The 23,982-nt window shown below is 69.7% G+C and carries 40 protein-coding genes and 1 pseudogene; 7 read left to right on the forward strand and 34 right to left on the reverse strand.

From position 1 onward, the window contains the following. Positions 1-26 precede the first annotated feature (26 nt). From BDK92_RS36145 to BDK92_RS36295, 33 genes are all read right to left on the reverse strand, one after another. Positions 27-230, reverse strand: coding sequence for a hypothetical protein (locus BDK92_RS36145; RefSeq protein ID WP_121160775.1), 204 nt, complete (start codon positions 228-230; stop codon positions 27-29). Then, a complete protein-coding gene (locus BDK92_RS36150) occupies positions 227-433 on the reverse strand; it encodes a hypothetical protein (protein WP_121160776.1) in 207 nt (68 codons plus the stop codon). Before BDK92_RS36150 ends, BDK92_RS36145 begins: the two co-directional genes overlap by 4 nt. Beyond that, entirely contained in the window at positions 430-1,380 is a 951-nt protein-coding gene (locus tag BDK92_RS36155; protein WP_121160777.1) for a DUF5131 family protein, read from the reverse strand. Before BDK92_RS36155 ends, BDK92_RS36150 begins: the two co-directional genes overlap by 4 nt. Then, the gene (locus tag BDK92_RS36160; RefSeq protein ID WP_121160778.1) at positions 1,373-2,071 is read right to left on the reverse strand and encodes a hypothetical protein; all 699 of its coding nucleotides are present in this window, start codon (positions 2,069-2,071) and stop codon (positions 1,373-1,375) included. Before BDK92_RS36160 ends, BDK92_RS36155 begins: the two co-directional genes overlap by 8 nt. After that, a complete protein-coding gene (locus tag BDK92_RS36165) occupies positions 2,068-2,487 on the reverse strand; it encodes a hypothetical protein (protein ID WP_121160779.1) in 420 nt (139 codons plus the stop codon). The genes BDK92_RS36160 and BDK92_RS36165 overlap by 4 nt, the downstream gene beginning before the upstream one ends. Next, positions 2,487-2,918, reverse strand: coding sequence for a hypothetical protein (locus BDK92_RS36170; protein WP_121160780.1), 432 nt, complete (start codon positions 2,916-2,918; stop codon positions 2,487-2,489). Before BDK92_RS36170 ends, BDK92_RS36165 begins: the two co-directional genes overlap by 1 nt. Beyond that, positions 2,918-3,379: an ASCH domain-containing protein gene (locus tag BDK92_RS36175; RefSeq protein WP_211349490.1), complete on the reverse strand. Its 462-nt coding sequence runs from the start codon at positions 3,377-3,379 to the stop codon at positions 2,918-2,920. Before BDK92_RS36175 ends, BDK92_RS36170 begins: the two co-directional genes overlap by 1 nt. After that, positions 3,372-4,208: a hypothetical protein gene (locus BDK92_RS36180; RefSeq protein ID WP_121160781.1), complete on the reverse strand. Its 837-nt coding sequence runs from the start codon at positions 4,206-4,208 to the stop codon at positions 3,372-3,374. Before BDK92_RS36180 ends, BDK92_RS36175 begins: the two co-directional genes overlap by 8 nt. A 17-nt stretch (positions 4,209-4,225) precedes the next feature. Continuing rightward, positions 4,226-4,669: an endonuclease VII domain-containing protein gene (locus BDK92_RS36185; RefSeq protein WP_121160782.1), complete on the reverse strand. Its 444-nt coding sequence runs from the start codon at positions 4,667-4,669 to the stop codon at positions 4,226-4,228. A gap of 10 nt (positions 4,670-4,679) precedes the next feature. Continuing rightward, entirely contained in the window at positions 4,680-5,024 is a 345-nt protein-coding gene (locus BDK92_RS36190) for a hypothetical protein (protein WP_121160783.1), read from the reverse strand. After that, positions 5,021-5,554, reverse strand: a complete 534-nt coding sequence (locus BDK92_RS36195; protein ID WP_121160784.1) for an HNH endonuclease — start codon at positions 5,552-5,554, stop codon at positions 5,021-5,023. Before BDK92_RS36195 ends, BDK92_RS36190 begins: the two co-directional genes overlap by 4 nt. Further along, positions 5,551-6,369 (reverse strand): 3'-5' exonuclease family protein, encoded by an 819-nt coding sequence (locus BDK92_RS36200; protein WP_121160785.1) that lies wholly within the window; start codon positions 6,367-6,369, stop codon positions 5,551-5,553. The genes BDK92_RS36195 and BDK92_RS36200 overlap by 4 nt, the downstream gene beginning before the upstream one ends. Further along, positions 6,354-6,914, reverse strand: a complete 561-nt coding sequence (locus BDK92_RS36205) for a hypothetical protein (RefSeq protein WP_121160786.1) — start codon at positions 6,912-6,914, stop codon at positions 6,354-6,356. The genes BDK92_RS36200 and BDK92_RS36205 overlap by 16 nt, the downstream gene beginning before the upstream one ends. Continuing rightward, positions 6,911-7,807, reverse strand: coding sequence for a recombinase RecT (locus BDK92_RS36210; RefSeq protein ID WP_121160787.1), 897 nt, complete (start codon positions 7,805-7,807; stop codon positions 6,911-6,913). Before BDK92_RS36210 ends, BDK92_RS36205 begins: the two co-directional genes overlap by 4 nt. Next, entirely contained in the window at positions 7,804-8,811 is a 1,008-nt protein-coding gene (locus BDK92_RS36215; protein WP_121160788.1) for a YqaJ viral recombinase family nuclease, read from the reverse strand. Before BDK92_RS36215 ends, BDK92_RS36210 begins: the two co-directional genes overlap by 4 nt. Beyond that, a complete protein-coding gene (locus tag BDK92_RS36220; RefSeq protein ID WP_121160789.1) occupies positions 8,808-9,113 on the reverse strand; it encodes a hypothetical protein in 306 nt (101 codons plus the stop codon). The genes BDK92_RS36215 and BDK92_RS36220 overlap by 4 nt, the downstream gene beginning before the upstream one ends. Then, positions 9,110-9,298 (reverse strand): hypothetical protein, encoded by a 189-nt coding sequence (locus tag BDK92_RS36225; RefSeq protein ID WP_121160790.1) that lies wholly within the window; start codon positions 9,296-9,298, stop codon positions 9,110-9,112. The genes BDK92_RS36220 and BDK92_RS36225 overlap by 4 nt, the downstream gene beginning before the upstream one ends. Further along, entirely contained in the window at positions 9,295-9,684 is a 390-nt protein-coding gene (locus BDK92_RS36230; RefSeq protein ID WP_121160791.1) for a hypothetical protein, read from the reverse strand. The genes BDK92_RS36225 and BDK92_RS36230 overlap by 4 nt, the downstream gene beginning before the upstream one ends. Next, on the reverse strand, positions 9,681-10,073 hold the full coding sequence (locus BDK92_RS36235) for a hypothetical protein (protein WP_121160792.1): 393 nt from the start codon (positions 10,071-10,073) through the stop codon (positions 9,681-9,683). Before BDK92_RS36235 ends, BDK92_RS36230 begins: the two co-directional genes overlap by 4 nt. A gap of 102 nt (positions 10,074-10,175) precedes the next feature. Continuing rightward, on the reverse strand, positions 10,176-10,538 hold the full coding sequence (locus BDK92_RS36240; RefSeq protein WP_211349491.1) for an HIT family protein: 363 nt from the start codon (positions 10,536-10,538) through the stop codon (positions 10,176-10,178). Beyond that, the gene (locus tag BDK92_RS36245) at positions 10,525-10,755 is read right to left on the reverse strand and encodes a helix-turn-helix domain-containing protein (protein ID WP_121160794.1); all 231 of its coding nucleotides are present in this window, start codon (positions 10,753-10,755) and stop codon (positions 10,525-10,527) included. Before BDK92_RS36245 ends, BDK92_RS36240 begins: the two co-directional genes overlap by 14 nt. Next, entirely contained in the window at positions 10,748-11,074 is a 327-nt protein-coding gene (locus BDK92_RS36250; protein WP_121160795.1) for a hypothetical protein, read from the reverse strand. Before BDK92_RS36250 ends, BDK92_RS36245 begins: the two co-directional genes overlap by 8 nt. After that, a complete protein-coding gene (locus BDK92_RS39475) occupies positions 11,071-11,358 on the reverse strand; it encodes a hypothetical protein (RefSeq protein ID WP_170208818.1) in 288 nt (95 codons plus the stop codon). Before BDK92_RS39475 ends, BDK92_RS36250 begins: the two co-directional genes overlap by 4 nt. Further along, entirely contained in the window at positions 11,355-11,891 is a 537-nt protein-coding gene (locus BDK92_RS36255; protein ID WP_121160796.1) for a hypothetical protein, read from the reverse strand. The genes BDK92_RS39475 and BDK92_RS36255 overlap by 4 nt, the downstream gene beginning before the upstream one ends. Positions 11,892-11,935: 44 nt before the next feature. Then, a complete protein-coding gene (locus tag BDK92_RS39480; protein WP_170208819.1) occupies positions 11,936-12,091 on the reverse strand; it encodes a hypothetical protein in 156 nt (51 codons plus the stop codon). Further along, positions 12,088-12,282 carry a hypothetical protein gene (locus BDK92_RS38685; protein WP_147457254.1) on the reverse strand — a complete coding sequence of 65 codons (195 nt, stop codon included), beginning with the start codon at positions 12,280-12,282 and terminating at the stop codon, positions 12,088-12,090. The genes BDK92_RS39480 and BDK92_RS38685 overlap by 4 nt, the downstream gene beginning before the upstream one ends. Continuing rightward, entirely contained in the window at positions 12,263-12,586 is a 324-nt protein-coding gene (locus BDK92_RS36260) for a hypothetical protein (protein ID WP_147457255.1), read from the reverse strand. The genes BDK92_RS38685 and BDK92_RS36260 overlap by 20 nt, the downstream gene beginning before the upstream one ends. A 342-nt stretch (positions 12,587-12,928) precedes the next feature. Continuing rightward, the gene (locus tag BDK92_RS36270; RefSeq protein ID WP_121160799.1) at positions 12,929-13,150 is read right to left on the reverse strand and encodes a hypothetical protein; all 222 of its coding nucleotides are present in this window, start codon (positions 13,148-13,150) and stop codon (positions 12,929-12,931) included. Further along, positions 13,147-15,003 (reverse strand): DNA cytosine methyltransferase, encoded by a 1,857-nt coding sequence (locus tag BDK92_RS36275; RefSeq protein WP_211349492.1) that lies wholly within the window; start codon positions 15,001-15,003, stop codon positions 13,147-13,149. The genes BDK92_RS36270 and BDK92_RS36275 overlap by 4 nt, the downstream gene beginning before the upstream one ends. An 86-nt stretch (positions 15,004-15,089) precedes the next feature. Then, complete coding sequence (locus tag BDK92_RS36280; RefSeq protein WP_121160801.1) at positions 15,090-15,302, reverse strand: hypothetical protein; 213 nt, start codon at positions 15,300-15,302, stop codon at positions 15,090-15,092. A gap of 105 nt (positions 15,303-15,407) precedes the next feature. Continuing rightward, on the reverse strand, positions 15,408-16,340 hold the full coding sequence (locus tag BDK92_RS36285) for a hypothetical protein (protein WP_121160802.1): 933 nt from the start codon (positions 16,338-16,340) through the stop codon (positions 15,408-15,410). Between the two features lie 184 nt (positions 16,341-16,524). After that, on the reverse strand, positions 16,525-16,734 hold the full coding sequence (locus BDK92_RS36290; protein ID WP_121160803.1) for a hypothetical protein: 210 nt from the start codon (positions 16,732-16,734) through the stop codon (positions 16,525-16,527). Beyond that, positions 16,724-17,008 carry a hypothetical protein gene (locus BDK92_RS36295; protein WP_147457256.1) on the reverse strand — a complete coding sequence of 95 codons (285 nt, stop codon included), beginning with the start codon at positions 17,006-17,008 and terminating at the stop codon, positions 16,724-16,726. The genes BDK92_RS36290 and BDK92_RS36295 overlap by 11 nt, the downstream gene beginning before the upstream one ends. Positions 17,009-17,216: 208 nt before the next feature. On the opposite strand from BDK92_RS36295, the gene BDK92_RS36300 reads away from it, so the two are divergent. After that, complete coding sequence (locus BDK92_RS36300) at positions 17,217-17,663, forward strand: helix-turn-helix domain-containing protein (protein WP_170208820.1); 447 nt, start codon at positions 17,217-17,219, stop codon at positions 17,661-17,663. A 4-nt stretch (positions 17,664-17,667) separates the two neighbouring features. Here the strand turns inward: BDK92_RS36300 and BDK92_RS36305 are convergent, their stop codons facing one another. Continuing rightward, positions 17,668-19,257 carry a recombinase family protein gene (locus BDK92_RS36305; protein ID WP_147457257.1) on the reverse strand — a complete coding sequence of 530 codons (1,590 nt, stop codon included), beginning with the start codon at positions 19,255-19,257 and terminating at the stop codon, positions 17,668-17,670. 23 nt (positions 19,258-19,280) lie between these two features. On the opposite strand from BDK92_RS36305, the pseudogene BDK92_RS36310 reads away from it, so the two are divergent. From BDK92_RS36310 to ptsP, 6 genes and pseudogenes are all read left to right on the forward strand, one after another. Beyond that, positions 19,281-20,165: pseudogene (locus BDK92_RS36310) on the forward strand (PTS transporter subunit EIIC); the annotation flags it as partial. Between the two features lie 32 nt (positions 20,166-20,197). Next, on the forward strand, positions 20,198-20,506 hold the full coding sequence (locus tag BDK92_RS36315; RefSeq protein ID WP_121160808.1) for a PTS lactose transporter subunit IIB: 309 nt from the start codon (positions 20,198-20,200) through the stop codon (positions 20,504-20,506). After that, positions 20,499-20,957 (forward strand): PTS mannitol transporter subunit IIA, encoded by a 459-nt coding sequence (locus BDK92_RS36320; RefSeq protein ID WP_246017426.1) that lies wholly within the window; start codon positions 20,499-20,501, stop codon positions 20,955-20,957. Before BDK92_RS36315 ends, BDK92_RS36320 begins: the two co-directional genes overlap by 8 nt. Then, the gene (locus BDK92_RS36325) at positions 20,954-21,994 is read left to right on the forward strand and encodes a zinc-dependent dehydrogenase (protein WP_121160809.1); all 1,041 of its coding nucleotides are present in this window, start codon (positions 20,954-20,956) and stop codon (positions 21,992-21,994) included. The genes BDK92_RS36320 and BDK92_RS36325 overlap by 4 nt, the downstream gene beginning before the upstream one ends. 33 nt (positions 21,995-22,027) lie before the next feature. After that, the gene (locus BDK92_RS36330; RefSeq protein WP_121160810.1) at positions 22,028-22,312 is read left to right on the forward strand and encodes an HPr family phosphocarrier protein; all 285 of its coding nucleotides are present in this window, start codon (positions 22,028-22,030) and stop codon (positions 22,310-22,312) included. Next, on the forward strand, positions 22,305-23,960 hold the full coding sequence (ptsP, locus tag BDK92_RS36335) for a phosphoenolpyruvate--protein phosphotransferase (RefSeq protein ID WP_121160811.1): 1,656 nt from the start codon (positions 22,305-22,307) through the stop codon (positions 23,958-23,960). Before BDK92_RS36330 ends, ptsP begins: the two co-directional genes overlap by 8 nt. Positions 23,961-23,982 lie beyond the last annotated feature (22 nt).

Genomic DNA, 23,982 nt, shown 5'->3' on the forward strand with positions numbered 1-23,982 from the left:
CGGCGGCGGGCTGGCCTTCTTGACGGTCATTTGTCCTCCTTGCGTGGTTGGGTTGGTGCTTTTGGGTGGGTGTCCCACCCCTTTTCGTCGTCGCCGGTGGCCGGGATCTGCTCGGGAGTGCGGTAGCCGTACCGGGTGTCGCCGCCGTAGTCGGGGTCGATCACCGGCGGCCGGGGGTCTCGCTTGAAGTTCAGGTGGACCCGCCTGCGGCCGGTCTTCACGCGGTTCACTGGGCACCGGCCCGGCGTAGTCCTCGGAACGGGCGCACGACGCAGGTCCCGTCGGGGAGCTGCACCATGACGTTCCGGGGAGTGGTGGGCTTGAGATCGAGGTGCGGGACCCTGGGCATGCGTTCGGTCTTGCGCTGCTGCCGCCAGGCCACAATCGCCACGACGGGTTCACCGCGCAGCAGGTAAGTGGTCCCGGGGATCACGCCGCCACCGCCGTACGACCAGCCGGGTACTCCCGGATGCGGAGGTCCTCGGGCCAGGTCGACCAGTCGCCGCCCTTACCCGTGCCGGCCCACCGCTGCCCGAGTTGCTTCACGAAGACGGCGGTGCCGGCGGCCCGAGCCTTGCCGATCAGCTCGTACACCCAGTCCAGGTGCATCGGGCGTGACCTGGGCCCGGACTCCCCGCCGATGATCAGCCAGTCGATACCGGTCAGGTCCAGCGACGGCAGCGGCCCGAGCAGCGGTTCGGCGGAGATGAACCGCACTACGGCCGGGGTGGCACGCAGGTCGTCGGCCCGGTCGGTGTGCTTGTCCAGCTCGATCGAGGTGCCCATCCACACGTTCGGCAGAGGCCACTCCATGCGGTGGTATAGACCGTGCTTCAGTCCGGGCACGTACATGGGGTTGTGTGGGGTTGCCGCCCATTCCATCTCCGACCGGAAATGCACGCCCGACTGGTGGCCGGCGCCGCAGTTGCAGTCGTCGGTCAGGATTCGGGCCATCCGGCGAGGGCGCTTGGTGAGGATCTGGTAGGTGTGCTGTCGGGTGTCGGCCATGACCGCCCACACGCGGGTCAGGAACTCGCGGGTGATTCGGGCGTGCCCGAGGTCGGACATGGAGTTAACGAACACGGTGCTGGGCTTGCGCCACCGCAGCGGCTCCGGGAGCACATCGGGGTGCATGGTGACGCCGAACCCCGGCCCGGAGGTGACTGGGTTGCCGTCGTTCTGGTACTTCGCGGACCCCATGGCCTTGAGCCGCTTGGCCATGGTGCAGGCGTAGCAGCCGCCGATGCCGTCTTCGCCTTGGTCGTCGTCGGACATGGGCAGACCGCACCCGGCGCTGATCTTGTCGCAGCCGGTAGTCGGGTTCCAGGTGCGTCCGACGGTGCCGGCCCGCTTCGTCCATTCGATGTCGGTCTCAGACATGTGCCACCTCCTTCATGTGGTTGTGGTTGGGGTGGTGTTTGCCGGCCAGTACCTCGGTCGCGAGCCGGCCAGCCGGGGTGGCCGGGTCGAGGTCGCGGATCTCTTCCAGGGCGATCCGGAACACGGCAGCGTCGGTGAACGCCTGGCCGATCCGGTCGCATGCCAGCGCGGCGCTCGGCGCGGGCGCGGCCGGGGTGAACAGATCCGCCGGGGACAGGTCGGTGATGACCACCGTCATCCCGCCGTGAGGCGACACCAGCCGGCGGCGGTCGGCGGCCGGCAGCCCCGCCAGGACGGTTGGCCACAGCGGGCCGATCGCCAACGTGGCCGACTCCAGGTACTCCGGGGTGTCGTCGGGGATGAGCGACCAGCCGGGCGCCGAAGCGCCATTCGGACGCTTCGCCGTTGGCGCCTGTACGAACGGCGGCCCGAACGCGTCGATGACCGGTTTCGCGGTTTCCGAGTAGTTCAGGGCGTCCCGGCGGGCGCGGTCGGTGAAGTGGAACGTGATGTTGTACCGGACCCGGCGGAGGTGCTTCGGGAGCCGGTAGAACGCGGCGGTGTCGTACCCGGCCTTCCGCCACTGCTTCCGGTTCGCCGACGTCGGCCGCGGCCCCTTGTTGTGGGAGTCGTTGGTCGACCACAACTGCGCCGGGGCGGCGATGTGGAGCGTCCAGGTGCGGCCGGTCACTGGGTCACGTCCAGTGGGGTGATCTCCCGCAGTACCCGGCCCGGGTCGGCGCCCCGCCGTACGGCGGTCGGCCAGTCGATCCATTCCTCGGCGACCACGTCCCACCAGTGGCGGTCGTGGCGGCGCTCGTGCCGGTCGTTGTGGCCTTCGGCGTCGTCCCGGCGGAACACCCGGTCGTTGCTGCCGTCCGGGTCGGTGCCGCCGAGCATGGTGCCGTCAGCGGGCTCGCCGGGCAGGTCCGGGAGGATCACCTTGTCGATCCGGTCCGGTCGTACCCACACCTGCTGCACGTCGGTCTTGCCCAGCACCTCGATCACGGCGCCGACACCGGGCAGCCAGCGGAGGACGGTGCCGCGCACCAGCACCTCATCGCCAACCATCGGTGTTTCCACGCCGGGGTTCAGGTCGCCGACCATCAGCCGTTCACCTCACGGTTGATCAGCAGGTCGGTGTCGACGATCCCGTCCCCGCCGTGCTCCTCTTGGTCGTGGTTGGCCCAGTTCCGTACCAGCCGGTCGTGCTCATCGGCGGTGTCGTCACCGGTGCCGAGGACACCGTGGGTGGTGCAGCGCAGCACCCACACGGCGTTGCCGCCCTTGGGGCGGGATTCGAGGGTTCCGGAGCCCTCGCCGTAGAGGTTGTGCCCGAGGTTGCGGGCGAACACCTCGGCGATGACGGGGTTGTCGCGGAACTCTTCACGGGACTCGTCGTAGGTGTCCCAGTCGGCGTCGCGGAGCTTTTCGAGCAGGGTGCCGAGGACGGCGCGGATGGTGTGCGCCGGGGCGTAGGTATCAATCAGCGCGCTGGCGACCGGGTTGAAGATGTCGCTACCGGAGGAGAGGCCCATCAGCGGGTCACCGCCAGCGCGAGCTGTTGCTGAACCGCCGACACCAGATGCGGCTCCGGTGTCCAGAGCCCCAGCGCACCTCGGGCCGGAATCGGCTGGTCCAGGACCCGCACGTGGTCCAGGACCAAGTGGGCCGCCGGCAGGGTGCCGCGCCGGGTCTCGTACCACTCCTCACCCCACGGCCGGCAGCACCGGTTCTCCGCGCGGTGGGCGTCGACCAGGTCGGCGACGGCGAGGACGGCCCGCATCGGGCGCCCGTGAGCCGGGTCGGTGCCCCAGATGCGGATGCACCGGTAGTCGGCCTCGCCGGTCTTCGAGATGGACGCGCCGGCGTGGATGAGGATCGGGCCCCGGTAGGTGGTGGACTGGCCGCGGTTCTCGACCCGCTTCGCCCCGGGGGCGGTGGTGGCGATGCAGGACGCCCACGGCTGCTGGACAGTGATGGCCTTCATCTCAGCCACGCCACCGCTCCTCACCGCGGGCGACCTCTTCGGTGTGGTCGTCGGCCGAGGACGGCCACTCGACCACCACCGCGTGCCAACGGGGGTCGAGTTCGGACGCGTCCGGGCGCTTCGTGAACTGCTCCCACGCGGCGTTGATCTCGGCGGCCTTGCGGTCGGCCTCAGCCAGGTCGGCGGCGGCGATCACGTCGTCGGGGCCTTCGACGTGCACGGCCCACAGGGCGGACGACGCGACCTCGGTACGGAGACTGTCCGCCTTCGCCGCGTCCTGGCGGTGCGTGGCGGCCTGCGCCTTCCAATATTCGTCGCCCTGCTGCGCCCACCCGTCGGCCTCGGCGGCTTCGGTCAGGTGCCGATCCCGGAGCGCGGCCAGTTCGGTCACGGCGACCTCACGGGTCAGCCACTCGTTGTCGAGGATCGGGGTGTTGCCCTCGTAGAGCATGTCCCGGAGGTAGCTGCCAACGGTGTTCAGCGACATGTGGGCGCTGCGGTCGTAGAACGCCGCCTTGTAGAAGATCGACACCCGGCGCCGGCCGTACCCGTCGACCAGGTACGACCACATGGCGTGATCCGAACCCTCCCGCTTCCAGCCCTCCGGGAGGGTGGCCGGCCGGAACATCGGGTCGCTGGGGTCTGGGTCACCGAACTCGAATCCGACCGCCTCGAACTCGGCCTGGCTGCCGCCGAGAATCCGGGTCGGCAGAAGATCGGAGTGGACGAGCTGGCGCTGGCCGGCGGCCTCCATGTCGGTGATGTAGGTGTCGGTGCCGTCGGACATGGCGCCGAGTAGGTGAAGCATGGGGTCGCGGCGAGCGGTGTTCTCGATCATGGTTGCCTCCTCAGAAGTCATTGGGATCGCTCCGGAATCAGAGCCTTGGCGGTACGCAGGTACTCCACGGCGGCGAGAAGCAGTTCGGGGCTGTCTCCAAACCCACCAAGCGCCGCGTTATGCATTCGGCACAGCAAGCCCCGGACAGTGCCGTCCGAATGGTCGTGGTCAACTGACAGCCATTCGCGTTCGGTCTCGGGCTGGCCGCAGATTGCGCACTTGCCGTCCTGTGCCCGCCACATCTCGTTGTACTGCTCGACGGTGATACCGAACTTGCGGGCTAACCACTGCCTGCGGGTGATGGCCCTGTTCTCCTCGCCGCGAGCGAGCCAACGCTGGTGGCCGTAGTCGCTGGTGCATGCCTTACACCAAGTGCGAAGGCGTCCGTCGCGACGCTTGTAGAACTCCGAGTGGGCCTTGGTGTGCCCACACCTTGTGCAGCAGCCCTGAATGGCAGTCATTTATCAATCCCTACCAATCGTGGATGCAGTGCTGGCAGAAGTGGATGCCGTTGGCCCGGCGGAACAGGGCCCGGACCAGCAGGAGAGGTGCGGCCAGGCGCGGCCACCGGGCGGTCCAGCCGAAGTCGACGCCGGGCGGCGGCCGGAGGGGCGACACCATGTCCCGGCGGAAGAGGGACCAGTGCTGGCGGAGGTACGCCCGGCGCAGCTCCCACCCGGTGCGGTACACGTGCCCGCACTCGATGCAGACGATGTAGAACTTGTCCGCCGTCTCGTCTACGTGGTGCTCCCAGCAGTGCTCGTCGGGAGCGCAACCGGGCGCACCGGGCTCGTGCTGCTCAACCGAGGCGATCACGCGCCCACCGCCGGTTCGGTGGTGGTCCAGCCGCCGTCGCCGGTCAGCCACACCCGTCCGTGGACGGCGTGGTCGATCGGCTTCAGGGCCGGGTTGTCGGTCGAGAGGATTGCCCACCCGAACGGCCGGGCGGCCTCACGCTCGGACTCGACCCACCCGTGACACCCGGTCGTGGCAGACCCGCACAGGAGGATCAGGTTCGGTGCCGTGTTCGTGTCCGGGCGGCGGGTGCCGCCGTTGCCGCGTGCCCGCCGGTGCTGCACCGACCAGTCCCAGCCGCGTTCACCGGTCTGCTCTACCCCGCACCGGACGCACCGGCCCTGATCCCGTTCGATGACCAGGGCCACGGTGGTGGCGTCCGGGCCGGTGTAGACCGGCCGGGCGGTCGGGGAGGGCGGCCTGCGGGCGATCCCGGTCGACTTGTCCGGCCAGGTCCCATAGGTCAGCGTCGAGTACGGGTTGGAGTTGCCGGCCTCGGCGAGCGCGGCCCGCCGCTTCGCGGACATCCGCTGGATCGGAGAGCGGTTCACTTCTGCACCGTCCGCATCGGCCATTCCAGGGACACCCCGTCCGCAGCCGTCCGCAGCTTCTCGACCTCGGCCGCCGCCTCGTCGTCGTCCCGGGCAGCCCTGTGCTCGATCTCGTTGGCCTTCTGCCGCCAGAAGGCGGCCAGCCCCTCCGACTGCTCCCGGTACCAGCCGATCTGCGCGTCGTGCAGCTCGGGCAGGGTCATGGCGGCCAGGGCCGGGAACCGGGCCATGAGCTGCCATGCAACCCGGCCGGCGCGGGTGGCGTCGTACTCGGCGGTGTGGGCCTGCTCGTCGTCCCATCCGACACCGTGGACCTGGGCGAGAGTCTTGAGGCACCGGGCGCCCTGCGTTTCGGACACCCGACGCCGGTACTTGATGACCTTCTTGTCGAGGACACCGGGGTCGATGATCGGGGCGAGGGGGCGGCCTTCGAGCCGGTCGGTGATGGTTGGGACGCCGTTGCGGCGGCAGTCCCGGTCGAGGACGGTGAGGTCGTACGGGGCGTTCATGATCACCAGTGGCATGCCGGCGGTCAGGCACACCGCGATCTCGGCGCAGAAGTCGTCCAGCACCTCGGCCGGCTTCCCGCCCTCAGCCCGCAACTGTTCTGTCGTCAGCCCGTTGACCGCCGACGCCTCAGCCGGCATGTCCACCGCCACCAGCGCGGTCCGGACCTGCATCGACGCGTCAGCGGCCCGCATCAGCCCGAAGCAGATCGACGCGGTCAGCGCGGTCTCCGGGTCCTTGTCCGTGGACTCGATGTCCAGGACTGTGAACCCCTGGCTCCACCACGGGGCGGTCACGGCAGCGTCCATTCCGGGGTGGTATCCGTGGCCGCGTGCTCGGCCCGGATCTGCTCGCACCGGCAGTCGTCGGCACCGGTCCGGACCGGGCACGTCGACCAGTGCTTGGCGCGCTCCGCGAGTTGCACCACCTCGGCCTGCTCAGTGGGCAGGTCGGCGACCAGCGCCCGGTACAGCACCGTGCTTCGCAACCACCCCACCGGGTCGGCAACCCGTTGATCCATCGCCTGGTCGAACGCGTCCGACGCGCTGTCACTCATGAGGTCGAGATCGCTCATTCCCGGCCCGGCGGTGACAGGACGCCCGTTGTCCTCGCCGACGACGTCGAACCACACCGGTGCCGACATCGCCGAGATTTCGCCGAAGCCGTACCGGAACTCCAACGCTTTGGCCCGGCGCTCCAGGAAGCGGGCGGCGTTGAACCGCCACTCCCGGCCCATGTCCGCGACCCGTACCCGCTCACGGGGCGGCTTCGGCAGCCAGATCTCGCCCTGGTTGAAGTACCGGTAGGTAGCGACGCACACTCGCGTGAAGTCGTCCCTGTCGAGGTCGCTCACTGGGAGGCCGGATTCGCGTCGGCGGGCTGCGCGGCCGGCGGCCAACCCATGTCGTCGTCGGTGTCGTTCACGGCCCCGGTGGGCTCGTCGACCACGGTGCTGTCGATAGTCCGCCCGTCGTCCAGGGTGGCCACACCGCCGAGGTCGATGACGGCCCCGTCCAGCAACTCGGCCCGGCGCAACTCCGAAGACTTCGGCGCGTACTTCTGCACCTGCCGCAAAGGCGTCTTGCCCCACATTTCGAGGAAGTTGCTGTCCCACACGTTGCCGTGTTTCTTCCGAAGCTCCTCGGCCTTCCAGCGGGGTGTGATGCTCACCTTGGTCCGGCCGCCGCCGCGCAGGGTGGCGTACGCGTACGCGAACAGCGGGGCGCCCCGCTCCTCCGGCGGCAGCAGCAGCTTCGGTCGGTGGAAGAACCGGCCGCCGTCGCCGAGGGTGTACTCCCACTCGTCGGCCTCGTACACCATCTCGGCTTCGACCTGCTCCACCTGGCCCGACCGGTACATGAGCTGGATGTAGCCCTGGTAGCCGATGATCAGTTGGCACTCCAGGACGTTGCCCCTGCGGCGGTTCTTGAAGGTGGACAGCGACGCCTGCTCGGTGCACGGCGCCAGACCCAGCCGGGCGCACTCCATCAGCGCACCAAGCAGGCTCGGTCGGGTCGCCTCGATCAGCTTGTCGTTCTTGCGCATTCCGGTCAGGGCGATCCGGGCGAACATGTCCCACGGCAGCGCCGACGGCAACAGCTTCCGGAACTCGGACTCCATGGAGGCGATCAGGTCCCCGGCCGGGTCCGGCTTCCGGGTCGCCACCGTGGCGGCACCGTTCGGGGCCGGGGAGGTGGGGGCGTCGGGAATGGCGTCGCGCAACTGCGCGGTACGAGTGATCGTCATGAGGTGAACTCCTTTGCAACGAGCAGGCGGCGCGTCGGCTCGACCTGCCGCTTGATCAGGTATTTGGCGTAGATGGCGGGGTTCTCCTCGGCAAACAGGGCCTCGTTGAACTCCTCCACCTCCCCGCCCTTTGACTTTGAAAAGGTGGCGATCTTCCGTTCGCCGACGAACCCGTAGTTCGGTGAACCGGCGGCCAGGAACGCGGCCCGCAAGTGGTTGCCCGCTTCCTGCTTGCGTGCTTGCGCGGCCTGCTCGTCCCGGTGGGCGTTGCCGTAGATCTGCGCCCACCCGACGACGTTCGGGTCCAACTCGCCCTTGGACTTCGGCACCGGGTTGTGCTGCGCCGCGAGCGCGTCAGCCGTCGACTCCAAGCCGTCCGGCTCCGGAACCACCCCGGCGAGCACGTGCCGCTGCCAGAACGCGTCGCAGTGCGCCCGGAGCTTCGCGGCCAACACCTCGTCGTACTCGATGAGGTATTCCCGGTAGTCCCGACCGTCGAGGAGCACAGCGAGGTAGCCGGTCCGGAGCCCGTACACGTCGAGGTACCAGGTGATTTGGCAGACGTACGGCAACGGAACTTCGTCGGTCAGCTCGTCGCCCCACTCATCGGTGTTCGCCCGCCCGGTCTTCACCTCAACCAGCGCCAGGGGATCCCCACCGGGGCACTCGGCGGCCAGCCCGTCGATCGTGGCGAGCTGCCACGGCCGTTCCGGGTGGCGAACCAGGCCGGGGCCCTCGGCGACGTGGAACTCCGGGTGCTCGTCGGCGAACTTCTGCCGCACCGCCGATTCCAGGCGGCGGCCCCACTCCATGGCGGCGTTGTCCTCGTCGGGGAGCAGGTTGTGCTTGCTGTAGTAGACCTTGACCGGCCCGTCGTACTTCGAGACGCCGAGGATCGCGGCGACGTCGGAGCCGCCGATGCCGTGGCGGCGAGCAGCCAACCACTGGTCGATCGGGGCGTCGGCGGGGAGCACCGGGACGGGCCGGGCGAGGGTCTGCGTCACTGGTCGTCCCTGAGCTTCAGGAACCGGGCGTACACGCCGACCCGGATGGGGCTGCCCTGCACGCGGGGCTGCGACCGGCTACACACCTCGAACTCACCGGCCGGGGCAAACGGTCCGGCCCCCTTTTTGATGTACGCGACCAGGCCGCTGGCCTCGGTCGAGTCGCCCTCGTGGATGCATGCCCACCGGTTCGGGTTGGCGCGCAACTCGGCGGCGATCGGAGCCCACCGGGCTTCCTTGGTCTGAGCGGCCGAGGGCGGGTCTTCCCAGCGGAGGACCGTGGTGGGTGTGGGGGTGCTCATTGGTCGTCCAATCGCACGTACTGGGCGTCCTCGTCGAGGAACCGCTTCCGGCATGCCTCGTTGCCGCAGTCCTCGTACGGGCTGCCTACGGGGTGCACGCCGCCGACACACCAGATGAGGCGCTGGTCGGCTTCGCGGAGCGCGTCGACCAGGTCCATCACCGGGGCGGCCACGGGCGCGTTCACGCCTGCACCTCGCCGGTCGGCCTGGTCATGTGCAGCAGCACAGCCCACCGGTTCAGCCACTCAACGCGGGCGACGGTCCACGTCACGGCCGCGCCCATGTATCCGCAGGTCAGCGGGATTTCGTCGCCGACGGCAGGGATGACCAGTGCGTTGTCCCAGGTCGTGCGGACGTTGTCGGGAGTCAGGGTGTTGTGCTGGAAGTAGATTCGCGCCGGGTCGGCCTTGTACTTCTTCCAGAAGTTCTCCAACCGGACGTACGTGGTGTGCCGGGAACCGCGCACCGCCACGGTGTCGAGCCGGTTGGGACCGGTGCAGCTCCTGACGGTGACCTCGGCCCCGCCCTTGATCCGCCGGTACCGGGCCGGCTCCGGGATCTCGTAGCTCACGCCGGCCGCCCAGCCGAATCCAGTGCGTGGATCTCCAGTTCGGTGCCGTCGCCGACGTCCCACCCGATCGGGTGCCGGCCGGCGGCGAAGTAGCCCGCCACGGCGTCACCGAGCGCGTCGTGGTCCTGGAGGTAGCAGCCGGTGGTCTCGGCCATCCACTTGTGGTTGATCTTCTTGTGGCGCAGGCCGTGCTGAATCGGCTCGTTGTCGCCGTTGTCATAGGCGTTTTCCAGCGCGGCGCGGCCGTCGGTCCCCGGAAGGCACTCCAGCCACTTCCGGCACTCGTCGGTGACGCCGGGGCACTCCACGGTGTACTCGAAGTAGTCCCGTTCCTGGGGGTCCCGCTCGTCGGGGGTGACCACGAGGAAGTGTGTTCGCGGTGTGGTCATACGTGCTCCCTCCGCTCGTCGTTGATTGCATCTACCAATTTACAGGAGATAAAGATCAAGAGCCAGATTATCTATCAAGTCTGTTCAAGATCTTTCCCCAGGTCACGGCAGAGAACGACGCCCCGACCGCCCCGAATACCAAGGCAGCGCCAACCCATCACCCGCAGCACGCGGCACCACGTGCACATGCAGGTGGAACACACTCTGCGTCGCCTCACGACCCGCGTTCGCGATCAGATTGCTCGGATGCGGGGCGATCTCCGCCGCCCGGCCCATCACCACGGCGGTCACCGACGGATCAGTGGTGTGATCCCGAACGTGCACCGTCGGAATCACCAACAGATGCCCGGCGACCACAGGCCCGTGCGGCACGATCGCCAACGCGTCCGGCCACCGGTGGACAACCGTGGCCGGCTCGGTGCCGGCAACGATCGCGCAGAACACGCACTCGTCAGGCACGGCCACCACCTGCCAGCAGCTCCGGCAGGTCCGCGTGTAGCACATCCGCGAACCCGGCCAACAACGTGACCTTGATGTCGCCCTGGCGGCCCGTCTCGATGTTCGCCACCGACGACCGGCACACCCCAACCCGAGCGGCGAGCTGCGCCTGCGTCAGGTCACGCCCCTTCCGGAGCCGGCGCACGTTGGCGCCAATCGTCACAAGCAGGTCAGCGTCAGCCACGGCGGTCCCTCTGCCTCGGAATGTGGTGGTGGAGACGCGGCAGCACCACCGTCGCGTCAACCTGGTCGGTGATCCGGGGGAGCAGCACCGTCGCCGCCTCGGCCCGCTGGGCGGGGACCGGCGCGGCCGTGGCCACCCTGCGGCGAAACCACGGGGCGCGGTGCCGTGGCCGGGGCCACCGGCGGGCAACCCGGACCAGCAACCGGATTGCGAACCACAGCAGCACCGCCAGGCCAAACCACACACCGGCCCACCCGCCGGCCACCGCCAGGCGGCCCCCGGCCAGCACCTCACCGAGTACGGCGTCCACGGCGCTCACCGGCGCCCCGCCCGGTCGCGCAGCTCGGTCAGGTCCAGCGTCCGGTTGGGCTCGTCCACCGTCCCGGTCCGGTGCCGCCGCCGGCGGCGGCTACGGGCACGCGGCGGGGGCGGGATCTCCACCGTCGCCTCCAGGTCGTGTGCCTCAGCCGGGCGGCGGCGGGCAACGAGGACCCCGAGCCCCACCAGCAACAGCGCCACGACCGTGCACCCGACGAAGAACAGGAACCAGTCCCACGGGGTGGGGAACACCACCACGATCGGCTCCACCGAACCGGTGATCACGCCGCCAGCCCCTCATCGACTCGAACCGCGCGCATCGGACCGGTGTGATCCGGGTCAGCAGCCCACCGAGACAGATCCCGCCGCCACGCGTCGATTTCCTCGTCCGTCCGCAGCGGCGGCGGCACCGACACGGCCTCCAACACCACCGGCGGCGGACGCATCAGCGACCCGGCCGGGGCCGGCACCGACGCGAACGTCCACACCGGGTGCTCCACCGGTTGCTCTGCCGGCTGCCGGTGCAGGGCACGCGGAGCCGCCTGCGGGCGCATCGGCAACACCAGCCGGACCAAGTCGGCGAACCGCTCCCGGAGAGTCAGCCGCCGAGCGTGCCGCGCCACGTCGTTGCCGGACCGGACACGCCACGCGGTCGTCGAGCTTTCCGCCGCCCACTGGTCGGCCAGCTCCCGGGCCGGCTTCAATACCGGCCCGAACCTGTCGTCGTCCTCCCGGTGAGCCCGCCGATACTCCTTGGCCTGGTCGATGGTGGCCCAGACCGCGAACCCGATCACCGCGAACAAGAACGCGAACACCACACCGGTAGCCCAAGCGTCACCCGCCGGTGGCGCCGCGAACGCCCTCACTTGTTGCCCCCGCGGCGTGACGTGCGGACCGCGACGACAACCAGCACCAGCACCACGACCAGGACCACGGCCGTGCACACACCGAACCCGGTGGACGCCCACCAATCGGTGCTCTGCTCCCACTCCACGGTGTTCGGGTCGCCGAGGATCACAGCGTCATCTCCACCGGGAGCCCGGGGATCTCCGGGTGGCGGCGCGGCACCGAGTTCACCGGCCACGTGTTCCGTGCCCGCCACGGCTCGATCGGGTTGATCCATTCGGCGGGCGGGTCGTCAAGGTTGACCAGGACCGGCATCACCCGGCGACGGGGTTGCGCCGGCCATTCACGCGAGTTCAGAGACACGGGGGTTCCCTTCCGGGGAGGTGCGGGCGCGCGGGATGTCCACGCGCGCCCGGTAGGGGTCGTTGCAAAAGAGGGGGTGGGCGGCGTCGTGCCGGTGCTGGGCCTCGTGCACGTTGGCCAACTGCCGCTCGGCACGCCGGAGCTGAAGTTCAAGCGGCGCGGTCGCGGCCTTCACCGCGGCGGCGACCGTCATGGCGTCGGCGCGCACCACCGACAGCCGCCCGAAGACGAACGCGACTCCGGCGGTGAAGACCAGCACCGGCAGGGTCGCGAGGACCACGACCAGGACCACGCGGCCCGTCACCGGGCACCTGCTGCGGCCATGGCCCGGCTGCGCGGAGCCGACCGGTTCGGGTGGGTGCCCTTGCCACAAGCGCACGGCTCGTGCCGGTCAGGCTTGGCGGCCTCCGGCCTGTTCTGGCTGCGGAGGATGTCCAGGGTGTGCAAGGTATCCAAGGTGTGCACCGGCACGACACCGTCGCACCGGTCGCACAACCCGAGGAGACAGAGGAGGCAGACCCACGCGTCGGTCGGGCACATCAGCCGAGCACCGCCCACAGCAGGGCCACCAAAGCGGCGACGAGCATCACGATGGGCTGCACACACCCGGCGCCCCGGGACTTCTCCGACGGCGTCTCCGGGCGCATCATCGGAGCACCACCGGGAGGGAGGCGAGGGCGACCGCAGCGAGGCAGAGCAGGATGGTCAGGGCGAACCAGACCGGCCCCTTGCCGACCTCATGCCACCACGACGGCTCGGTGGTCCCGTGCGCGTCGGACGGCGCCTCGGCCGTGATCGGCTCAACCGGAGCCTTCGTGCCGCCGACCGGGGCCCGCAGCGCCCGGAGCTTCGTGTACGCCGGGCTCATGCCGACACCTCGCCGTGTAGCGCAGCCCGCAACCGCGAACCGATCCACTCGCCAACCTGCGGCGAAACGGCGTTCCCGAACCCGTCCGTTTGGTCCCGAGCGGAACCCCACACCGTGAAGCTGCCCTGGTAGCCGGGGAAGTCGACATCGAACCCGCACCCGCGACCGATCTCGTGCGGGCCAAGCATGCGGAAATAGCAGTCCTCCAACGCCAGGCCAGCAAGCGCGGCCCGCCATGCGGCGGTCACGTTCGAGGGGGACTGGTTCTGCTCGTACCAGCCGGAGAACAACACCGCCTGGCTGGCGGCCGACGCGACGACCGTTCCGAGCGGATCATTGACCGGGTGGGCGCGGTACTGTGCCTCATCTAGCGCACCGTTGTTCTTGATGGTCCCGGCCGCAGTCAGTAGACCGGGGACCTGCTCGGACGTCACGGTCGGCATCGGCTCGGCGCCCACGGTCGGCACGGTGTGCTTGCGGAACGGCACGATCCCTGCGGACAGCAGGCCGAGGGTTTCCGAGCCCGCCTGCGTCGGCAGCGGCTCATCCATACCGCGCGGGATGCCCTGGTAGTTGTTGACCGCGGCGAGCAGCACCGCCTTCTCGTGGGTCGAGGTCACCGTGTCCATCGGCCGACTGAGGTGCTGGCCGTCCCCGTTGTGCCGGTGGGCGGCGAACACCTGGCCCGTGAGCGCGACCGGCGGCGCGAGTAGGCCGGTCGTGGCGGTCGCGGTCTGCGTCCACAGCGGCTGGCCCAGGTCGCGGGTCCGGCACTCAGACCCGGGGCGCTCGAACGTGTTCCCGGCGGCGACCATAATCGCGCCGGTGGACAGCAGCGCGGTCTCCTGCTGGCTGGTCTGGGTGGACATCGGCTGCCACGGGTGCCGCTCCGCACCACGCACCGCCTTGGCGGGCATGAGGATCGCGGGAAACTCCGCAAACCGCTGCCGGCAACGCTCGGCACGGGCCAGCGTTGCAGCCGCGAGCGGCCCCGTCGTGCCATCCCTGTGCTTCTTGACCGGCTTGTCGCCGATGCGAGTGCCGAGGTTGCTGAGATCAAGCGCGTCGAGCGAAGGGCTCATCGGCGGGACGACCTCGCCGCGGCAGCGTGGGCACCGATAGTTGTACTGCTGGCCGTAGCGCACCAACCCGGTGGGCGGGATGCCGGTCTTCCATGACCACACCGCGGGGACGATCTCGCTGCACCGGCCACACCACGACGCCGGTCGGTGCTCCAGGTCGGGAGCGGGCAGGTTCTTCTTCCAGAACGCGCCGTAGTACCGGTCCCGCGACTGCGACACCCCGAAGAACTGGGAGTTCAGGTACAGCGCCTGGTGCCGGTAGTCCAGGTTCTCGAACTGCTTGAGCCACCACCGGTACGTCGATCCGTCGCCGATCTTCGGCCGCCCGGGGATGGCGGGCCCCCACGATGTCAGCTCGGTCGTGCACTCGACGAGGATCATGCGTGGGTGGTGCTGGGCGGCGTAGTGCAGCACGCAGTTCGCGGTCGCCCGGTCCCGTTCGCTGCGCGTCACCCGCGCGTCGAAGTCCGGGTCATCCAGGTCGAACAGGCTCATCCGCTGCGCGTACGCCTTCTGCGTGTTCGCGCCTGAGTGATTGGTACAACTCACGCCGGCCACGAGGATGTCTGCGGCCGGGAGGTCGCGGGCCGAGTGGTAGTCGGACGACTCGCGGTCGACCAGGTCGGCGATCCAGTGCTCGGCGTGCGGGTGGTTGGCCTCGTGGACCTTGACCTTGTAGGCGTTGTGGTTCGCCGCCATGATCGTCGTGAATCCGGCCGCCTCGATGCCACGGGTCAGGCCGCCGAACCCGGAGAACAGGTCGACCGCCACCAGGTCATCGTGGGCAAACCGGCGACGGCGAGCGGCGGGCCGGTGCTCTGCGACGCGCCGAGTGTCCCGACGCTTCGTGGTGGACATCAGGCGGCCTCGCGCAGCAGGGTTGCCTCACGGCCGGCGTACGCCCGCCGGTGCTCGAACGCCTCCGGGCATCCGGTGATGCCGCACTCCGGGCACGGCACCGACGGGCAGATGATGCAGTCGGCCTGCGCAACGGGGTGGACTCCGCGGTGAACCTGCGGGTCGGCGGCCAGGTCAACGACCAGGCCGGTGTGCTGTACGGTGTCGGTCAATCGGACCAGCTCCCTCGTGGTGGTGGTCTGGAGCCCTCGGCGGGTCAGGACCGCCTGCGGGCACGGGTAAGGGGGCGGGCGCCTGGCAGGGCGCCCGCCCTTTCGTCACTTCGGGGTGGGGATGTTCTGCGGGGTCCACCCGCCGGGAGGGGCCTGGAGCTTGGTGGGCTTCGACCCCTTGCGGAAGTGGTTCCACGCGCTGATCACGTACGGCCAGGCGTCGTCGCCGGGCATGTTCCGTTTGCCGGCCTGCCCGGCCCGGAGCCGCTGGTAAAGCACCTGTGCCGGGTCGAATTCGGACAAGTTGATGTTCTTGATGAGCTGGTCGACGAAGAACACCTCGGCGTACGCGGTCGCGGTGCCGCCGTCCAACTGGGAACACAGGTGGTACGCCGCGCCGATCACCGCCGGCACGATCGGGACCTTCCGGTTCATCGCCAGGCTGGCGACGTCCACCGCCCGACCCAAGGAGGGGTTGGCGTCGATGTACTCGTTGATCTCGGAGTCGGTGATCGCGTTCGCTCCACCGGCCCTGAACAACCCCCGCTGCACCCGCAAGACCCGGGTGGCGATCGCGACCAGGGTGTTCGCGTTGGCCTCGTCGCGGCTGTCGGCGATCGACCGTTTCGCACCCCGGTCGATGGTCTTCTTGGCCTTCGGGATGATGCCCCGGATGATCGTGTACAGGGCCGGCCGGCCGGTCTGCTTGATCGCCGTCAGCCGGTGTTGCCCGTTGCCCAGCACCTCGTTCGGAAGCAGTTCGTCGAGGGAGAGGCGGTCCAGCGTCGACCAGGCCGGGGTTCCGTCGTCCTCGGGCATGTAGAAGAAACCGATGCTGGAGTCGTTGAACAGCCAGTGGCCGGCGTTCATGTCCCGCTCGTACGTTTCGATCCGGCCCGGCTTGAACTTCCGGTTCCAGTCGTTGTGGTCGGCCAACCACTTGTCGGCGTGCGCGGGGGTAACGATGAGCAGCCCGACCTTCGGCATGACCAACTGGCCGGGGGCGACGGCTTGGATGTCCGCCTGGGTGAGTGTCACGTAGACTCCTACTCGGATTTCGTTGCAGGACGGTCGGCCCGGCTGGGCTCGACCGGGGAGTGGGTCACACCGGTGACGGGTGTGGCCCGCTCTGCGTTTCGGGGTGTTCCGGTCGGCTGGGGTGCCGGCAGTCCCCCTCGGTCTGCCGGCACCCCAACGGGCTCCCCAGGTGCGAAGTCGGTGATCACGCGGCGGCCTGTCGGGGCTCGGCCGGTTCGGCAATGGCGGTCGGCGCGTTGAGCGCCCGGACCTCGGCGCCGGGTTCCGCGTTGTAGGTGTCGCTGTCGGCGCCGATGAGGGACCGGAGCCGGTCCATGACGGCGGTCGACAGCGGCGGGGCGCCGGTGACAGCGGCCTGCACGTACCAGTCCTGGGTGCGCTTGTCAGTGGCCATTGGGGGCCTCGTCGGTGACGGGTTCGCAGGTGTCGGCGAGTGGCCAGCCGATCCAGGTGGCGAAGCCCTGGCAGATGAGGCGGCCGGTGGGGCTGCTGGTGCCGGCGAGCATGCGGTAGAAGGTCGAGCGGGAGAGGCCCATGGCCGTCCAGACCGCTGCGTCGTTGGCGAGCCCGTGTTTGGTCTTGGCGTGTTCGACTGCGGCCCGGGTGAGCCGGTAGCGCCCGGTGGTGTCGGCGATGACCCCTGGCGCTGCGATCAGGGTGTCAGTCATGACACCCATCATGCAGGGTGTCAGTGCTGATACGCAAGCCCCGACACGCCGAGATTTGAAAGTGAGGCTTATCTATGTATAGTGACTACGGTCTGTCCTGATTAGCTCGCAGAAGGTGGTATTCATGTACCGTGACACGGGGGTGTCAGGACTGACACGTGTCAAAGATGACACCCCAGGGATGCCCGAATGGCCCTATCCTCACCGCATGCCGATCGACCCATCAGCCGCAACCGCGCTCGCTGATGCCATCAAAACCGCACGAAAACGCCACAAATGGACACAGGAAGTCCTCGTGGAGAAGGTCGGCGCAGACGTCGTAAGCCTGCCCACCATCAAACGCTGGGAAAACGGCAAAATCGGCAGCCCTGAGGCAGACAAACTCCGCGCCGTCTTTCGCGTGCTCGGCCTCAGCGTCCTCGAAATCCCCGTACTCCTCGGCCTCGTCACCCGCGAGGAGATGGACCTACCCCCCGAGCCCGTACGGCAGTTCACCGCCCAAACGGAAGAACTCATCGCACTCGTCGAACAAGGGGACATGTCCGACGAGGAGATCGGGGCCTTGGTCGAACTCCTCCGGAAGCGCACGGCGAAGCCGTCGGCGAAGAAGGCCAACCCCGCCACGAAGCCAGCACCACGGCGGCAAGCCGGCTAACACCTCAGCCGGCCAACTCCCACCGCTCACCCCACGTCAGCTCATCGCCACGCCACCGCGACTGGGCCAGGCGCTGCACGCTGAACCGGAAGCCCTTGCCAGTAGGGGAGAGGACAATCTCCGCCAACGCCACAATCACCTCGCGGCGGATGTACACCGGATTGTCGGGCCACGTGTCCGCCAGCTTGATCGGGTCAAGCCCTCGCAGAACAGCCGGCACACTCAACTCCCGCACCCGCCGCGCGGCTGCCTCAATCTGAGGGCGTAGCCGGGCCTCCATCGCCGCCAACCCGGCAGGCGACAGCCGACGGGCACCGGCCAGGTCGTAATACTCGTCCAGCTCGGCTTGCAACTCCCGCTCGGTCCGCCGCGCCTCCTCCAACGCCGCGTCCGACGACTGCGTGGCAAACACCGGCGCCGCATCCTCCTGCCGCAGCCGCGCCAGAATGAACCGATCCACAGCAGGGTCCAGGTCCCGCACCTTCGCCGCCACCGCCATGCACCCACTCTTTTCGCACCGGTAGTTGATCCGCGCCTGGGGACGCAACGGGCTGCGGCAAACCCCGCACAACGCCCCGCCGGACAACTGGTAGGTCAACGAGTTGTCGTCACCGTTGCGTCGGGCCGGGTCCAGCAACCGTCCGCGTATCCGGAGGAACCGATCCTCGTCGATCAACCCAGGCCACTTCGCCGGCCCAATCACCTCGCCCTGGTGCACCCGCTCCGCGATATACGTGCGACGAAGCAGCGTCACCCGCACCTGGGAATGGCTCCACTCGCCACCCCTCGGGGCATCCCACACCCTCCCTGCGGTCACCACGTCCCGAACAGCCTTCCACCGCTCACCCCAAGGCCGATCGGTCGCCCCGATCTCCCGCGCCCGCTCCCAAGCCTCCCGCCTGGCGGTCGCCCGCCGCTCGTTCAGGATGCGAGCAATCCTCCGCAGCGGGGTACCCCGATCAACCCGCTCGGCCATCCAACGCAACACCTCCACCTGGCCCGGGTGAGGCACCTGCCGCAGGTAGTGCCCGTGCCCGTCGTACTCCCGCATGTACCCGTACGGCACGATTCCCGCCGGTCGGCCATTCGCGGCGGCATTCCGCTTGTCCCGTCGGATCCGCTCGGACAGCAGCTCCGTCTCGCTCTCCGCGTTTAGACCGTCTTGAGCCAGGGACTTCCGGTCACGGGTCTTGCAGGGGTCGTACGTCTCCTGATCCTTGAGGACATGGATGAGGATTTTCCGATCCCGGCACAAGTCGAGCACGGCAACCCAAGGGCCCAACTTCCTCTCGGCACGGGAGACCTCCCACACGATCAAAACGTGCACGGGGTGGGTCGCTAGGTACTCCAGCAGCGCATCCCAGCCAACCCGGGGCCGCGTCGCGAATCTGGATGCCGACCGGTTGTTGTCCGTGAAGCAGGCATCGTCGGGGAGCGACCAGCCCTCATCGGCCACCACCGCGCGGGCGTCCTTGTCCTGCTCCAGCACCGACTTCCGTCGCCCGCGCCGGTCCATTGAGACGCGGGTGTAGAGGACTGCGGTCAACGTGGTGACTGCGTGCAGGGCCGGCCTGCCAGTAGCCCGAGGAGACATGGGAAGCAGAGTAACCTGCACATGGGAACTCTGCTGGTGCGGACGTGCCGATGTTCCTCGGCGCGATGATCGTCGGGCCGCTCACCGCGTACCTGCTCAAGCTCTTCGACGGGCTGATCGAGGACCGGATCCGACCCGGGTTCGAGATGCTGGTGGACAACTTCTCCGCCGGCATCATCGGTGGCGGCATGGCCCTGGTCGGTGTCTGGGTGATCGGCCCGGTGGTCGAACAGCTCACCACCTGGGCCGGTAACGGCGTCGACTGGCTGATCGGCAACAACCTGCTGCCGCTCGCCTCGGTGCTGGTGGAGCCGGCGAAGGTGCTCTTCCTCAACAACGCGATCAACCACGGCGTGCTCAGTCCGCTCGCGGTCGCGGAGGCGCAGGAGACCGGCAGGTCCATCCTGTTCATGATCGAGTCGAACCCCGGTCCCGGACTCGGCCTGCTTGCGGCCTTCCTGCTTTTCGGTCCCCGCAGTCTGCGGCCGAGCGTGCCACCCGCGATGATCATCCAGTTCCTCGGCGGCATCCACGAGATCTACTTCCCGTACGTGCTGATGAAGCCGCGACTGATCCTCGCCGCCATCGCCGGCGGGGCGACCGGTGTCGGCACTTTCATGATCACCGGTGCCGGACTCGTCGCCACCCCCTCGCCGGGCAGCATCTTCGCCTACGCGGCGGTCACCCCGAAGGGTGGCTGGTTCGGCGTCTTCCTCGGTGTCCTGCTCGCCGCCGTCGTCTCCTTCGTGGTCGCGTCGGCGCTACTCGGCTTCGGCCGACTCGGGGGCGACCGGGAGGCGGCGCAGGAGGTCGACGAGGCGGCGGCCGAGGGGCAACTGCCGGAAAAGGCCACATCGGATGCTGCGGGCAGCCCGGCAACCGCCCGTACCGCGAACGCAGAAGGCTGACCGGACCGTACGAACGAGAGGGGTGCCCCGCCATGGGCAGCATCAACGGCAAGGACGTCCACAAGATCGTGGTGGCCTGCGACGCCGGCATGGGCAGCAGCGTCATGCTCGCCAGCCAGCTCCGCAAGCAGCTCAAGAAGTTCTCGGTCACGGTCGAGCACACCCCGGTCAACTCCATTCCCGCCGACGCCGACCTGGTGGTCACCCACACCGGGTTGGCGGCCCGGGCCCGGGCCAGCGCCCCCGACAAGATCATCATTCCGTTCCAGGTCTTCCTCGGCGATCCGGCCGTGACCAAGGTGGTCAAGGCGATCGAGACGGGCGACGAGATCAGTGGCTGACAACCTGGCCGAACTGCTCGACCCGCGCGCCCTCCGACTGGCTGAGACCGCGACCGACCGCGACGACGCGATCCGCCGCTGTGGACAGGCGCTGGTCGAGATCGGGGCCGCCGACCCGGGGTACGTGGAGACCATGCTCGCCCGCGAGCGCTCGGTCCCCACGTACATCGGGGAGGGTGTGGCCATCCCCCACGGCACCCTCGCCGGCAAGGACCTGGTCCACCGCGACGCGCTCGCCGTGCTTCGGTTCCCCGAACCGGTGGACTGGGACGGCCAGCCGGTCAGCGTCTGTGTCGCCATCGCCGCCCGTGGCGACGGGCACGTCGAGATCCTGGCCCGCCTCGCCGAGATCCTGCTCGACCCCGACCAGGCCCGCGCGTTGCGCGAGGCCACCCACCCCGACGATGTGCTCCGCCTGTTCGCGGCGGCACAGGAGGACAGCAACTCATGAAGGTCGTTCGTTTCCACGCACCCGGTGACGTACGGATCGAGGACATGGCCGAGCCCACCCCGGGTCCCGGCGACGTCAAGATCCGCGTACGCAACTGCTCCACCTGCGGCACCGACGTGAAGATCTCCAAGTTCGGGCACCACCACATCCACCCGCCCCGGGTGATGGGGCACGAGATCGCTGGTGAGGTGGTCGAGACCGGCGCCGACGTCACCGGCTGGGCGGCCGGCGACCGGGTGCAGGTCATCGCCGCGATCCCGTGCGGCACCTGCGCCGAGTGCCGGCGGGGCCGGATGACCGTCTGCCCGAACCAGGAGTCGATGGGCTACCACTACGAGGGCGGCTTCGCCCAGTACCTCGTCGTACCGGCCAAGGTGCTCGCGGTGAACGGGCTCAACCGGATCCCCGACGGGATCGGCTTCGCCGAGGCATCGGTCGCCGAACCGCTCGCCTGCGTCCTCAACGGACAGGAGCTGGCCCGGGTCGGCACCGGTGACGACGTCGTCATCATCGGCTCCGGGCCGATCGGCTGCCTGCACGTACGGCTGGCCCGCGCCCGTGGCGCCGCCCGGGTCTTCCTGGTCGACCTCAACCGGGCCCGGCTGGACATGGCCGCCGCCCTGGTCACCCCGGACGCGGCGATCTGCGGCACCGAGGTCGACCCGGTCGACGAGATCCTGAAACTCACCGAAGGGCGCGGCGCCGACGTCATCATCACCGCCGCCGCCTCCGGCGCGGCCCAGGAACAGGGGATCCAGATGGCCGCACGACAGGGACGGATCAGCTTCTTCGGCGGCCTACCGAAGGACAACCCGATCATCGCGTGCGACTCGAACCTGGTGCACTACCGCGAGCTGACCATCGTCGGCGCCAACGGTTCCAGCCCCGCGCACAACGCCGAGGCACTCCGGCTGATCGCCACCGGCGCGGTGCCGGTCGCCGACCTCATCACCCACCGGCTCCCGCTCGACCAGGCGATCGATGCCCTCGGCATCGTCGCCCGGGGCGAGGCCATCAAGGTCACCATCGAGCCCTGAGCCGTCCGGACCGAGTCGAAGAGGGAGAGCATCATGCCCATGCGTACGGTCGCCGTTGGATCCGCCAGCGGCCTACACGCCCGCCCGGCGGCGCTGTTCGTCGCCGCCGCCGCGGCGCAGCCGGTCCGGGTGACCATCCGGGTCGGCGACAAGCGGCCGGTGCCGGCCAACAGCATGCTCTCGGTGCTCTCCCTCGGCGCCAAGCGCGGCACCGAGGTCGTCATCGAGGCCGAGGGGGAGGGGGCCGACACCGCACTCGACGCCCTCGCCGACCTGCTCGCCCGGGACCTCGACGCGGAGGAGCAGGCCGATGCCTGAACCGTCATCCCCGGCGCCGCTGCGCGGCATCGGGGTCAGCCCCGGCGCCGCCGCCGGCCCCGTGCTCTGGGTCGGCGAGGTGCCCACCCTGCCTGCCCCGACCGTGGTGCCGGATCCGGTGGCGGAGGCCGACCGGGCGGTGGCCGCGCTCGCCACGGTCGTCACCGAACTGGGCCGACGGGCCGACCGGGCCCGCGAGCAGACCGTTGCCGACGTGCTCCGGGCCCAGGCCATGATGGCCGACGACCCGGTCCTCGCCGACTCCTTACGCGCCGAGGTGGCCGCCGGGCAGGACGCCCCGCACGCCATCGACACCGCGTTCGCCGGCTACCGGGCGGTGTTCGAAGCTGCCGGCGGTTACCTGGCCGAACGGGTGGCCGACCTGGACGACCTGCGGGACCGGGCGATCGCCGTCTGCCTCGGGCGGCCGATGCCCGGCGTGCCCTCGCCCGGCCACCCGTACGTGCTCGCGGCCCGGGATCTCGCCCCGGCCGACACGGTCGACCTCGACCCGGAGCAGGTCGTCGCGCTGGTGACCGAGGTCGGCGGACCGACCAGCCACACCGCGATCCTGGCCCGCGCGCTGGAACTGCCGGCGGTGGTCGGCTGCGCCGACCTGCGGGACCTCACCGAGGGCACGACGGTGCTGGTCGACGGGACCACCGGGCTGGTCGAGAGCGGGCTCGACGCCCCCACCCTGGCGGCCCGCGTCTCCGCCGCCGCCCGCGCCGCCGACGTGGGCGCGGTCTCCGGACCCGGCCGTACGACGGACGGTCATCCGGTGGCGCTGCTGGCCAACGTCGGATCGGCCCGGGAGGTACCGGCGACCGGCAACGCCGAGGGCGTCGGCCTGTTCCGGACCGAGTTGCTCTTCCTCGACCGGACCCGTGAACCCGGCCCGGACGAGCAGACGGCGGCGTACCGCGAGGTGTTCAGCCGGATGGGCGGGCGTCGGGTGGTGATCCGTACGCTCGACGCCGGCGCGGACAAGCCGCTGCCGTTCCTGCACCAGGCGCCGGAGCCGAACCCGGCGCTCGGGGTCCGGGGGCTGCGGGTGGCCCGGCGGCAGCCGGCGGTGCTGCGTACGCAGCTCGAGGCGATCGCCCGCGCGGCCAACGACACCGGCGCGGACGTCTGGGTGATGGCGCCGATGGTGGCCACCCGGGCCGAGGCGGCCGGTTTCGCCGAGGCGGTCCGGGCGGCCGGGTTGCCGAAGGCCGGGGTGATGGTCGAGGTGCCCGCGGCGGCGCTGCGCGCGGCGCAGCTCCTCGAGGTGGTCGACTTCCTCAGCATCGGCACGAATGACCTGAGCCAGTACACCTTCGCCGCCGATCGGCACTCCGGCGACCTGGCCGAACTGCTCGACCCGTGGCAGCCCGCACTGCTGCGGCTGATCGCCGACGCGGCGGCCGCCGGGCGGGCGGCGGGCAAGCCGGTCGGGGTCTGTGGCGAGGCGGCGGCGGACCCGTTGCTCGCACCCGTCCTGGCCGGGCTCGGTGTCACCAGCCTCTCCATGTCGGGCCCGGCCCTGCGGCCGGTTCGGGCGGCGCTCGCCGAGCGGACGTTTGCCGAATGCGAGCGGTTGGCGAAGCTCGCGCTCGACGCCGACGACCCCCGCCACGCCCGGACCCTGGTCGGCGCCGCCTGACCGACGGGCACCACACCGGAAC

The sequence above is a fragment of the Micromonospora pisi genome (genome assembly GCF_003633685.1).
In the GTDB taxonomy this organism is placed as follows: domain Bacteria; phylum Actinomycetota; class Actinomycetes; order Mycobacteriales; family Micromonosporaceae; genus Micromonospora_G; species Micromonospora_G pisi.